Source organism: Polaromonas sp. P1_F2, from assembly GCF_056405735.1.
In genome coordinates, this window is the sequence record NZ_JBFUBN010000004.1 from 90,450 (window position 1) to 102,824 (window position 12,375).

Annotated in this window: 6 protein-coding genes; 2 read left to right on the forward strand and 4 right to left on the reverse strand. The window is 62.3% G+C overall.

What is annotated here, in order from left to right; genetic code table 11:
* Positions 1-135: 135 nt before the first annotated feature.
* Genes AC1D0O_RS10085 through AC1D0O_RS10100 form a run of 4 tightly spaced genes read right to left on the reverse strand, consistent with a single transcriptional unit; the run spans position 136 to position 5,009 of the window.
* The gene (locus AC1D0O_RS10085; RefSeq protein ID WP_477653393.1) at positions 136-489 is read right to left on the reverse strand and encodes a hypothetical protein; all 354 of its coding nucleotides are present in this window, start codon (positions 487-489) and stop codon (positions 136-138) included.
* Positions 490-533: 44 nt separating this feature from the next.
* Positions 534-1,001 carry a FecR family protein gene (locus AC1D0O_RS10090; protein ID WP_477653394.1) on the reverse strand — a complete coding sequence of 156 codons (468 nt, stop codon included), beginning with the start codon at positions 999-1,001 and terminating at the stop codon, positions 534-536.
* Between the two features lie 10 nt (positions 1,002-1,011).
* Entirely contained in the window at positions 1,012-3,312 is a 2,301-nt protein-coding gene (locus AC1D0O_RS10095) for a two-partner secretion domain-containing protein (RefSeq protein WP_477653395.1), read from the reverse strand.
* A 32-nt stretch (positions 3,313-3,344) separates the two neighbouring features.
* Positions 3,345-5,009: a ShlB/FhaC/HecB family hemolysin secretion/activation protein gene (locus tag AC1D0O_RS10100; RefSeq protein WP_477653396.1), complete on the reverse strand. Its 1,665-nt coding sequence runs from the start codon at positions 5,007-5,009 to the stop codon at positions 3,345-3,347.
* Between the two features lie 1,265 nt (positions 5,010-6,274).
* Between AC1D0O_RS10100 and AC1D0O_RS10105 the strand changes: the two genes are divergently transcribed.
* On the forward strand, positions 6,275-9,187 hold the full coding sequence (locus AC1D0O_RS10105; RefSeq protein ID WP_477653397.1) for a LamG-like jellyroll fold domain-containing protein: 2,913 nt from the start codon (positions 6,275-6,277) through the stop codon (positions 9,185-9,187).
* 11 nt (positions 9,188-9,198) lie between these two features.
* Positions 9,199-12,285, forward strand: coding sequence for a LamG-like jellyroll fold domain-containing protein (locus AC1D0O_RS10110; RefSeq protein ID WP_477653398.1), 3,087 nt, complete (start codon positions 9,199-9,201; stop codon positions 12,283-12,285).
* The last annotated feature ends 90 nt before the right edge of the window (positions 12,286-12,375 follow it).

The following is a 12,375-nucleotide window of genomic DNA, read 5'->3' on the forward strand; positions in this document are numbered from 1 at the left end:
CGCCAGGGCAGGGCTTCCCCGGTACGACCAAGGTACTCATTGTGGGCGGCCGGCGCTTCCCGCGGGCATGAAAAAAGCCCCTGTTCCTTGCGAAACAGGGGCTTTGAAGGGGCCGGGCTGCGCAGCGCCCGTGGTTCAGCGCACCACGCAGTCGATGGCGGCCGCCTTGTTGCCGCCGGTCGCGCCGCTGCCGGTGCTTGGGCTCTGGAAGCTCACAGGCAGCGGGAGCATAAGAGGCGGCGTTCTGGGTAAGAGGGCTGGCGGCTGCGTTATCGTGGGCGTGAAACCAAACTGGCCGGGCGCGAAACTGGTGGTGCCGCCTTGGTTGCTCAGGTTGACCAGGCCGTCTATCACGTGCACATACAACCCCGGTGCCAGCGCGGGAGAGGGGGAGGACCGGGGGATGCCCAGTGGCGCGGGCTGCGCCAGGGCTGCGGTGGAGACCAGTGCGGCCAGCAAGGCCAGGCAACTTGAAATGAATTTTTTCATGGGATTTCCTGCTGTGTTGGGGTTGTGGAGGCGGCTCAGTCGGCTCACGGCTGCCTGAGGGAAACCTCCATGCTGGCGCTGCCCTGCAGCTTGCCCGCGGGCGTGATGATCACGGCGGCGCCGGGGCTGCGTTTTCCCAGCGCGCCGGCGGTGCTGCTGAAGCCGCCTTGCGTCAGCGCCAGTTCCACCTTGTCGAGCTCGGGCTTGCCGGCGTCGTAGCTGTAGCGCGTCAGCACCAGCAGGGACTCGGGCTGCAGCACCATCGCCGCGCCGTCCACAAACTCCAGGCGGGCGAAGGCGTTGCGCCCGGTGGTGACGCTATCGCCCTGGCGCAGCGGCGAGTTTTCGGCCAGCACCCGGCTGCGGCCCTCGGCGCTTTTGGCCACCATCAGGCCGGATACTTTGGTGACGGTACCCACGACCTGCGCCTGTGCAAGCGGGGCCAGCAGCATCAGCGCGATCGCCATCGCACATGCGGGAAGCAGGGGAGTGAAAAGTATTGGCAGCTTCATGTCATGCACCTCAGTTGCAGAAGGTTTTTGGCGGTGGCGGTGCCGTTTTGGTAACGGTTTTAATGATCATCTGATCGTCTTTTTTGTCGCTCTTTTTCTCGTCATTGCCGGACGCCGACGAAGTTCCCGAGCTGCCGGCCGCCGGGATGGAAACCGGCATGGCGGCGACCTGTTCGGGGGTGGATTCACCTTCGAAAATAAACAGCGCCCCGCCGGGACTGAGCTGTCTGACGATGATGTTCGACGCCGTGGTGGCCGCCGTGGTGGCGGGCTGGACCGCGACCGCGACAGGGATGGCGGCCGACAGCACCTGGCAGAGCATTGAATTGGGCGAGGTCGAGCAGATGCTCGCTGAGGAAGCGGTTGTCGTGATGCGGGCAACGGTAGTGCCTGTACCGGGGTAGCTGACGGCCAGGTTCGCCGTGCCGGCGGCGGAGGTGATGTTGGGTGCATCGACCGTACTGAAACTGCCGCTGCCCGAACCCGTTGCCGTCACAACGTTGTAAAACGACGCGGCAAGCGGCACAAAGCCGTTGAGCGCGCGGACGTTGAGCCGGCCGTTCAGGCTGGCAGTGTTGCTGATGGCGAGCCTGTCAAAGCTATCGGTGGCCGCCAGCTTGATGTTGAGCACCCCGGTGCTGCCCTGCGTGTACTTGCCCTGGATGGACAGCGTGCCGACGGATCCTGCCGTGCCTGGTGACACGGCGCCGTTGTTCAGCAGCGTCCCGCTACCGCCCAGCGCCAGGGTGCCGGCACCGGCCAGCGTGCCGCCGGCCTGCACATTGACGCCCGCGGCGTTGATGGCCGAGCCGCCCGCCAGCGTCGTCGTGCCGCCCGCGATGTTGAGCGTGCCGTTGCCATTGCCCCCGCTTTGCGACACGGTGAGCGCGCCGCCGTTCAGGGCCAGGTTGGCATTGAGCTGCACCGCGTGGTTGTCCGCCGGGTAGTTGTTCAGGTAGTTGCTGTTCAGGTTCAGGGCCAGCTTGTTCGAGGTGCTGGTGATGGGCGCGTTGATGATGATGTTGTTGTTGGCGTTCAGCGTCAGTGCCGCATCGCCCCCGGCGGTCTTGTTGATGGCAGCCGATACCGTGATGTCGCCGTGCGCCATGTCCATGGCAGGGTTGCCCGTGCCCGTGGTGATGCTCACATTCGTGCCGGCATCGAGCTGGGCAACGATGGTCGCCGCGTTGATACGGGCGCCTGTCTCATTGGAGGTGATGGCATTGGTGCCCACGACGCCGGCATCCGGCCCGGCCGCCACGATCTCGATGTTGAAGGGGTCTATGTGCCATTCGCCGCCCTGGCCCACCGTCGGGACGTTGACCACGTCCAGCGAAATTTTGCCCGAGGTATCGACGTAGCCGCCGCGGCCCGCGCTGCCGGTGGCCGACACCTGGCCGTCAATGGAGGCCGCGTTCTCGGCAATCAGCACCACATTGCCGCCGGTCGTGCCGTTGGCGCTGATGCTGGAGGTCGCCGAGGTCCTGACGTCGCCCGAAGCGCGCAAAAAGATCCGGCCCCCTTCCCGCACCGCGCTGGAGGCGCTGATCGTGCCGCTGTTGCTCACCAGGCCCGCTGCCAGGCCTATGCGGCCGGCTTCCGCCGTGATCTGGCCCATGTTCCGGGCTTCGCCCGGCGTGCCGGTGATAGCGACGGAAACGCCCGGCGTCGCCGTGTCTACCAACTGCACGGTTTGCCCCGCCGCCAGCAGCACCTCGCCCTGGGGCGCGTTCAGGCTGCCGGTATTGGCGACGTTGGCGCCCACCAGGTAGATGCTGCCGCCGCTGGCCGCGTTGATGGTGCCCTCGTTGCGCACCTCGCCCGGCGTGCCCGTGCCCTTGAAGTTCATGCGGCCGGCCAGGAAGTCACTGTCGCTGACGTTCAGCGAACTCGCGATAAACCGCGCCACGTCGATGCGCGCGCCCGGCCCCACCATGATGCCCGCCTGGTTGATCAGCCACAGCGCGCCGTCGGCCCTGACCTGCCCCTGGATCAGCGACGGGTCGCCGCCGGTGACGCGGGCCAGCAGCGCGGCGGAGCTGTTGATCTGGTGGATGTCGACCATCGCGCCGGAGCCGACGCTGAAGGTCGCGAAGTTGGCGATCGCCTGCTGGCTGGTCTGGTTGATGGTCAGCGTGTTGCCGTTTTTCGTGATCGCCGCGTTGCCCGACGTGACGTTCCAGCCCGTGGGCAGGGTGCCGGCCGGCAAGCCCTGGGCAAAAGCCTGCGTGGCGCAGGCCACCCACAGGGCGCTGGCCAGCAGCGAGAGGCGAAGGGGGCTGGAATGCAGGTTCGAATGCATGGTGATCATGGTGATGGACCTTGTGTTCTTCTTCGTCTTCTTCAGAACGCCAGCGAGGCGCTCAGGTGGGCATTCCAGTCGCCCCGTTTTTCCGTGAGGGAGGTGCCGGCGTTGTTCACGCGCGCCAGGTCCACGTTCAGGCTGAAATCGCGGCTGAAGACATAACGCAGGCCGGCGCCCAGGCTGGACACCGTGACGCTGCCGGGCACGCCGCTGCTGCCCACCTTGTTGTTGGCGCCGTGGCCCGCGTCAACAAAAAACACGCCGCGCAGCTGGCCCGGCAGGCCGACGCTGCCGGCGAGTTCCGGCGTGTACAGCTCGGCATTGGCCACAATGCCGCTGTCGGCCGCCACGGCCCGCTCCTGGAAGCCGCGCACCGCCGTCGATCCGGCCAGGCCGAATTGCTCGCCGGCCAGCAAGGGCGTGTCGGTGAACTGCGCGCTGCCGGCCAGCCTGGCCTGCCAGCCGCCGGCCAGGGCCTTGAACCAGGAGGCCGTACCGCGCGCGGCCATGAAATCGTCGCGCGTGGCGCGGTTGCCCGGTGTCAGGTAAGAGTAGCGGTCGGTGCGGCCGTCAATATTGGTGTAGCGCTCGCCGCTGGCAATGTTGCGCGACAGGCCGACGCTGTAGCCGGATATCTGGTCGACCCCCTCAGTCTGGCTGCTGTAGGTGATGCTCAGCGGCGTGGTCTTGTAAGGCACGCAGGAGGCAATCGGCGGTGTGGGCGGCGCAATGCTCACCGTCACGCCACCGACCTCGCAGCGCGAATCGACGAATTTGTGGTCCAGGCCCAGCACCAGCTTGGCCGTGCTTTCGCCGCTGCGGCCCAGGAAGTGATTCCAGCGCAGGCCATAAACGTCGCCCTTGCCCGTGAAGCCCAGCAGCCCGCCCAGCACCGGGGAGCTGGCCGGCGAATTGACGCTCGATTTGCCGTAGATGAAGTCGACGCTGTCGCCAAAGGCATACAGCGGGACACGGTAGCCCACCGAAAAGACATTCAGGTTCACGCCCGAAGGGCTGTCGGGCGAGGTGGTGTAGGCCAGCGTGCCCACGTGGTCGCGGTTGAAGAGATTGGCATGCTGTACGGCGACGCCGGTGCGCCAGCGGCCGCTGGACGGCGAGCCCGTGTTGTCCAGCGTGGTGATCAGGCGCAGCGGCTTGTGGTCGGTGACCAGGACCTTGGCGTCTATGGTGCCGGGTTTCTCGCCCTCGGCCAGCGTCACGCCGACCTGCTTGGCCGGGCTTTCATTGGCCAGCTGGATGGATTCGGAAATCGCGCCCAGTCGGGGCGCGCCGCCCACTTGCAGCCGCACCAGGCTGGCGCGGATGTTGGCCTCGTCGAAATGTTCGTTGCCGCTGATGGTGATCGAGGAGATCACGCTTTCCCGCACCAGCAGCTTCACCGCGCCGCCGGCCAGTTCCTGCTCGGGCACCGACACCAGCACCGTGCTGTAGCCGGCTTTGCGATAAGCCTGCTGCAAGGCTTCAATCGCCAGCTGGATGTCGGCAAAACCGCGCTGCGGCCCGGCCAGCGGGCCGACCAGGCGATCCACTTCCGCCGCGGGCAGCAGGGTATTGCCTTCAACCTGGAAACGCGTGATGTCAAAACGCTCATCGGCCGCGAGGGCCGTTGAGGCGGCCGCCATTGCAAGCATGCCGGTGAGGCCGCAACGGGCCAGGTGTTTGATCAAGCGGCTTTGTCTCATTTGTTCTTATCCACGGGGGGCGGTGGGCTGAACAAATGACTTGGAAAACTGAGCTCTCGAAGGGCTCTGTTCAGGGCGTCGTTTATCGTAACAGAGTGTTAACGAAAGGTGTACTTTCGGGGGTGGTGCATTTGTAAAAGGCGGGGTGTTTGTTGCTGTGTTGCCGCAGCTTTGCGGAAATTGAAGGGGCTTGGTTCTGCGTTTCTCCGCAGCCTGATCCGAGTTTGGGTCGGACTTCGCTGAACTGGGTAATGGCAAGAACGAAGCCCGGCACCGGAATGTATTGGCGCTTGTGGTGCGACTGCTCGCATTAAACAAATGCCATAAAAATTATTTTTTTGATGGCAGTTCTGCCTGGCGCGATACGCGCTCTATTTCTTCTTAGCTCTGTGCAGCTCGGTGCAAATAGATACTGAGAAGGTACTCAACTCAAGCTGAAATCGAATTGAAATTGCCTGCGCCAAATACATGGGCCGGCGGATTCTGCCAGAAGCCTGTGAAATTGATAAGCGCGGGATTTTTGAAGCGAAAGATTTCGTTGCCTCATACGCACACTCAAGATTTTTCTCATGCAGATGGAGGGTGACAGGTGCAACACCCGTCACTAGACTGCGGGCTCATTTGCGCGGCTCGCGCGCGACAAGAGCGACAAGAAAAAATCAACGAGGGATTCCATGGGATTGTGTGAATGGCTTTCGCCGGACGTGGTGCGGGTGAATCGGTTGTGGTCGTCCAACGCTACCAATCTTCAGCCGCCGCCTTCCATGGGTGAAGGCGCCAGGCCGTCTATTCAATGCCTCCCGCGCGAGGCGTCAAAAAAATCAAAGGCAATCATGAAATCCCTCGCGCTGTTGTGCCTGTCCGCTGCCCGCGCCGTTGTGCTGTTAGGTTGCCTGTCCGGGACGAATGCCATTGCTTCTTTCCCGGCAACGGCTGACCCGACGGTCTGCACTGTTGCGCCATGCTTTACCTACAGGTACACCTACGTCGCTTATGACAATACGCCGTTGACGACGGGCGAACACCCTACGAGGCTAGCTGCCTGTGTGGCCGCTGCCGCTATGTTCACCATCAGTAATTCACATTCGCCGTTTGTTCAGGGGTATACACAGCGTAACCCGCGTCTTGTTGGTGATAACTGTTTTGATGACGGCTATGACGCTCAAGGTGTCTTCATACTGATCAACAATCGCGGGCCCGGCACACAAACAGCCGTCGCTCCGTCGGCCCCTGTCTATAGGTGTCCCGACCCTGTCACGGCAACAGTGTCCGGCTCCACCTGCACCTGCAAAACCGGCTATCTGGAAAATGCCGCAAAAAAGGACTGCACCCCAGGCGGCGTAGGCGGCACGGTGGTGAACGTCTTCAACACCTCCAAACCTCCTCTTGCGTGCCCTGCCGACCTCAAGGTGGGTAAACCTATTTCACCCCTGGTGGGAGCGGAAACCTACACCCTGGAAACGGGCGTGTCGCTGGGTGGCCAGCCTCTTGTTCTGACCTACGACAACCGCAAGGTGTTTACCGCGGCGTCAGCCGGACTGACGCCGATGGCTTTGGGCAGCGCACCCGCGCTGGGTGGTTTGTGGGAAAGCAGCCTGCATCGCAACATCAAGCTCGGTACCGGTGGCTTTGGCGCCCAGTTGTTCCGCGGAAACGGCCGGGTGGTGAACTTCAACTTCAACCCCCAGACCAATGTGTTTGACGCAACGGCCGACGTTCGCGACAAGCTGCAGGTCATCCCGAACGGCTATCGTTACACCCAGGTAGCCTCGCGAACTTTTGAAGAGTACAACGCCGCCGGACAGCTGGCCTTGATGGCTGACGCCGCCGGAAACACCTTGAGCTTTCGCTACAGCCAGGCCGCTGGCTCACGTGCTCCCGCGGCCGGCTATCTGCTGGAGGTGACGGACAACACTCTGCGAAGTATCAAGTTCGAATACACGCTTCCGGCAGGCGGCGTGGCTGCCACCGATGGGCTGGTGTCAAAGATTGTGGACACCACGGGCCGCAACATCACCGCCGCTTACACGGGTGGTAACCTGATCTCACTGACCTGGCAAGACGGCAAGACGCGCCAGTTCCTTTACGAGAACACCAGCTTGACCTGGGCGCTGACCGGCGTGATGGACGAGAACAACGCCCGTTATGCCACTTTTGCGTATGACAGCCAGGGCCGTGCCATCTCCACCGAAATCGGCGCCGGCGTGAACAAATACGCGGCCAGCTACGGCACGCCGCCACAAACCGTGATGACGCAGACCTATGATGCGGCCACCCAGATCACTACCCGCGTGCATGACTTGGTGGTGCCCTCGGGTGTGGTGCTGACTTTGCCCAACGGACAGACCAGCGTCATCGCTGCCGCCAACGTGCAGGGCGTGCCTGCCCTGAGTGGCATGAGCCAGCCCGCCGGCTCGGGCTGCGCGGCGGCCAGCAACGCCCTGAGCTACGACGCCAACGGCAACCTGGCCAGCCAGGACGATTTCACCGGCCAGCGCAGTTGCTACGCTTATGACAGCAGCGGCCGGGAGAGCGTGCGGGTCGAGGGCCTGGCCAATACCGTGGCCTGTGCCAGCGTTCTTCCCGGTGGGTCAACCCTGCCTGCCGGAAGCCGGAAGATTGAAACCAACTGGCATGCGGACTGGCAACTGCCCATCAAGGTAAGCGAGCCTTTGTTGCTCGCCACCACGGTGTATCACGGCCAGCCCGATCCGTTTAATGGCAACGTCGTGGCCAACTGCACTACTGCGCCCGCTCTGTCCAATGGCAAAACCTTACCCCTAGTGTGCAAGCAGGTGGTGCAAGTCACCACGGATGCCGATGGTGCCATGGGGCTTGCCGCCACTGTCGATGTCGGTGTCGCCCCGCGTAGCTCCAGATTTACCTATGACGGCAAAGGACGAATGCTTACCAACACTGACCCGTTGAATCGTGTGACCACCTATGTTTACTACAGCACATCGGCGGGCTTTTCTGATCCCAACGCCAGTTCAGATCCGTCTTTTGCTTCGGTGAGCGTGCTCTTGCATGGCGACGGCGCCAACAACTCGACGGTCATGACAGACCACGCTTCGTCGCCCAAGACGGTTACCGCGGTCGGCAACGCCAAGATCAGCACGGCGCAAAGCAAATTCGGCGGCTCGGCCATGGCCTTTGACGGCGATAACGACTATCTCTCCGTGCCGGCCAGCCCCGGCAATAACTTTAGTTTTGGGACCGGTGATTTCACGATCGAGGGCTGGTTCTACCTGTCCTCGGCGGGCGGTGGGTACCGCAATCTTGTCGTCATCCCCTGGGGCTCAACCTATATGAGCATCCGCTTCGGGGACGGTGGGTTTGGCGGGAGGCTTCAGTTCGCGTCCGAGTCCACGGCATTTGCCCCGCTCTACAGTTCGGAGCACACGCAAACCAGCCTTGCCGGTGCCTGGCACCATGTGGCCTTCACGCGCAGCGGCGGGTTGGCTCGGGCTTTCCTGGACGGCGACCTGCTGACCTTGCGCAACAACAACTTCTCGGGTAGCGCCGTGACGTCCTGGGCCGACGGCAGCAACATCACGTCAGTTGCGCAAGCCTACGTCTCGCACACGGGCGGAGCAGCATGGCTGGGCTATATCGACGATGTGCGCATCACCAAGGGCGTGGCTCGCTACACAGCCAGTTTCACGCCGCCCACGCAGGCCTTCCCCAACGCCGCTTCCGTCGTCGTTGACCCCAACGAGGTGAGCCACAGCGCGGGCGACTTGCAGACCGTCACCAGCACGCTGGGCCGCGTGACTCAGTTCACGCAGTACGACAGGGCAGGGCGCGTGCGCCAGATGACCGACCCCAACGGCGTTGTGACCAACATTGCATATACGCCAAGAGGCTGGACCAGTAGCGTGACGGTGACCCCACCCGGCGGCGCCGCACGCGCCACCACTTACACCTATGACAACGCAGGCCAGTTGACGGGCGCAACCCTGCCGGACGGCACAACTCTGGGCTACAGCTACGACGCCGCCCACCGCCTGACCAGCGTCACCGACGCCAAAGGCAACTCCGTCACCTACACCCTGGACAACATGGGCAACAAGACCGGCGAACAGGTCAAGGACCCGTCGGGCAACCTGCAGAGAAACATCACGCGCGTTTATGACGCCCTGAACCGGGTGCAACAAGTTACGGGAGCTGGCAATTGAAAACAATGCCAATGAACTACATCGAGCCGGCGATTGAAACACGGCCCGGCAGCTGTCGCGTAGAGAGTGCGGTGCCTGCAGCAAAAACGAAGCGGGCCTTCTTGCTGTACATGGCGGTTTTGTTTTTCGCCCTGAGTTCACCTACATGGGGTGAAACGATTCCCGCGGAAAAGTTGTGGGGCTGGCCTAAAGGTTGGGGTTCGCCTTGGAACAATCCAATTTGTCCCGCCGCCACCTATGAGTTTGTTACCAAGGATGAATTTGGATGTGCGCCTATTGCAGAACAATGCCACTTCAACAGAGGGCAGCCGGGTTACTCACCATTTCAAGGCCGAGCAAACTGCGTGATTTATACCGGCGACAATCGACTGGCGGGAAGTGGGACAAGCTGGACGGTATGCCCACAGGGATTTAGCCTTGACGCCGGTGGGGCGACCTGTAGCCGCCCTAATAACTGCGGTGACACCCAATTTCGGAATGACAACGGGGAATGTATTCCGCTTCCTCCTGCAATCGAAACAGGATCAACGTCGGAAGCAAAATCCTGCTCGCGAGATGATGGCCTCCAGGTAGGCAAGCCGATCATCCCGGCGACTGGCGAGAAGATTCTCGATGAGCAAGACATCGCCGGTTCAGGACCCGATGCATTGAGCCTCGCCAGGCGCTACGGCAGCAGCCGGGTGGTCGGTCCGGCCACCGGATCGATTGCCGCCGGTTTGGGCAAACCCTGGTCGCATAACCACTCTACTTTCCTCAAGCAGGAGGGGATCAGCGGTATGGCCGGGAGCATGGCTCGCGTGCTGTTTGGCGATGGCAGTGTGCGGGGCTTCAATTGGGATACAACCACCAACGCCTGGAAACCCGCCAACAGCGCAGACATTCTCACATCCAACGCTGCGGGTTTGCAATACAAGAAGGTGGACGACGACTCTTTGTGGCAGTTCGATGCGACGGGCAGGTTGCTGACCGTAACGCAAAGGAACGGGTGGGTACGAACGCATACCTACAGTACCGTCGGCACCCCAGCGAGCATTGCGCCCTCTGTAGGCCTGCTTGTCGCCGTAACCAACCACTTCGGCCGCACCTTAAGCTTTAAATACAACGCCGCCGGCCAACTGAGCAGCGTCACCGCACCCGAGGGCCGGGCCATCAGCTACGGCTACGACAGCACCGCCGCCACAGCCCGGTTGACCACAGTCAATTACCCCGGCCTTACAGGCGGTACGGTGAGCAAGACCTACCTCTACGAGAACACCACCTATCCGCAACTGCTGACCGGAATCATTGACGAGAAGGGCAACCGCCTGGCCACCTACGCCTACGACAGCCAGGGCCGGGGCATCAGTACCCAGTACGCCGGCGGGGCAGGGCTGCATAGCATCAGTTATGGCGCTGGCGGGTCGGCTACGGTGACGGACCCGCTGGGCACCCAGCGCACCTACAACTATGGAACCAACAAAGGCAAGCTCGCTGTGCTGGGCGCCGACAAGCCTAGCGGGAGCGGCAACAGTTCGGCAGCCAGCCGGGTGCAGGACTCCAACGGTTTTATTACCCAGGAGACCGACTTCCTGGGGGTCAACACCATGTACACCTGGGACATCAACCGGCGCTTGCCGTTGACGACCACCAAGGCGGTGGGATTGCCGGAAACACAAACAACCACCACGCAGTGGCACGCCACCTATCGGTTGCCCGTGCTTGTGACCGAAGCCAACAGAACGGCGACTTACACCTATGACAGCGCGAGCAACCTGCTGAGCCAAACCGCGACGGACATCGGCAGCAACATCAGCCGTGTCACCACTTGGACCTACAACCCCCAGAGCCTCGTCACCACGGAGACCGATCCGAACGGCATAGTGGCGCGCAGCTATACCTATTACGGTACAAGTAGCTTCACGCCAGTTCAGCTGCCGGACTCCTTTGACCAGAACATCCAATTGGTGAGTTTGTTGCTGCATGGCGATGGCACCAACGGATCGACGACCCTTGTCGATAGCAGTCCAAACCCCAAGAGCGTAACGGTTGCAGGGGGGGCGAGTATAGGAACGGCACAGAGCAAGTTTGGCGTCTCCTCGCTGTTTTTTGATGGTGTTGACGCGTCCAATACCGCGATCACGCTGGCCGACAGTCCTGACTTCCATTTCCCCGGTGCCTACACCATTGAGTTCTGGATCCGGCCTTCGAGTTCCAAATCCACCACCAGCTGGTTGTATGTGCAAAGCGATCAAATTGGGACGCCAGCGCCAGTGCGAATTGATATTGCTTCGTCAACCGGCCTCATCAACATTCTCGGCTCGTCCAATAACGCGAGTTGGCTGTTTACGAGCGGACTCTCAAGTACGACGGCGTTGCAGCTAGGCGCCTGGAGCCATGTGGCGCTAGCTGATGACGGCACTACGGCAAGGTTATTTATCAACGGGTTGCTGCAAGCCTCGCGCGCAACATGGCCCAAGGCGGATCCATCCAGCCCTCTTCGTATTGGGGGGGCTTACACGGGGGGCGACCGTGAGTTCCATGGCCATCTGGACGATGTCCGTGTGACCAAGGGCCTTGCCCGCTACACGGCGAACTTCACCCCGCCCGCGCAGGCTTTTCCCAATGTCGCCCCTCCTGCCGCCGTGATCAACCCCAACGACATAGGCCACATGGCGGGCGACCTGCAGAGCGTCACCAACGCCGTGGGTCACGTGACCCAGTTCACCCAATACGACAGGTCAGGGCGCGTGCGCCAGATGGTCGATCCCAACGGAATCGTGACCGACATAGCCTATACCCCCAGAGGCTGGACCAGCAGCGTGGTAGTGACACCACCGGGCGGCGCCGCCAGAACCACGACTTACACCTACGACAACGCGGGCCAACTGACCGGGGTGGTGATGCCCGATGCCACCACGATGAGCTACAGCTATGACGCCGCGCACAGGTTGACCGGCGTCACCGACGCCAAGGGCAACTCGGTCACCTACACGCTCGACAACATAGGCAACAAGACAGGCGAGCAGGTCAAGGACCCCTCGGGCAACCTGCAAAGAAACATCACGCGTGTCTACGACGCCCTGAACCGCGTGCAACAAGTCACGGGAGCGAGCAATTGAACACGAGCACAACCATCACAACAACCGCCGCCACTCAAGCAGGAGGAGTCAGCATGCGCCGCCCTAGCCCCACCCGAGCCCCGACCCGGG

Coding starts and splice junctions, on each gene's coding strand:
- AC1D0O_RS10085 (WP_477653393.1), bottom strand. CDS start 489: ATGAAAAAATTCATTTCAAGTTGCCTGGCCTTGCTGGCCGCACTGGTC.
- AC1D0O_RS10090 (WP_477653394.1), bottom strand. CDS start 1,001: ATGAAGCTGCCAATACTTTTCACTCCCCTGCTTCCCGCATGTGCGATG.
- AC1D0O_RS10095 (WP_477653395.1), bottom strand. CDS start 3,312: ATGATCACCATGCATTCGAACCTGCATTCCAGCCCCCTTCGCCTCTCG.
- AC1D0O_RS10100 (WP_477653396.1), bottom strand. CDS start 5,009: ATGAGACAAAGCCGCTTGATCAAACACCTGGCCCGTTGCGGCCTCACC.
- AC1D0O_RS10110 (WP_477653398.1), top strand. CDS start 9,199: ATGAACTACATCGAGCCGGCGATTGAAACACGGCCCGGCAGCTGTCGC.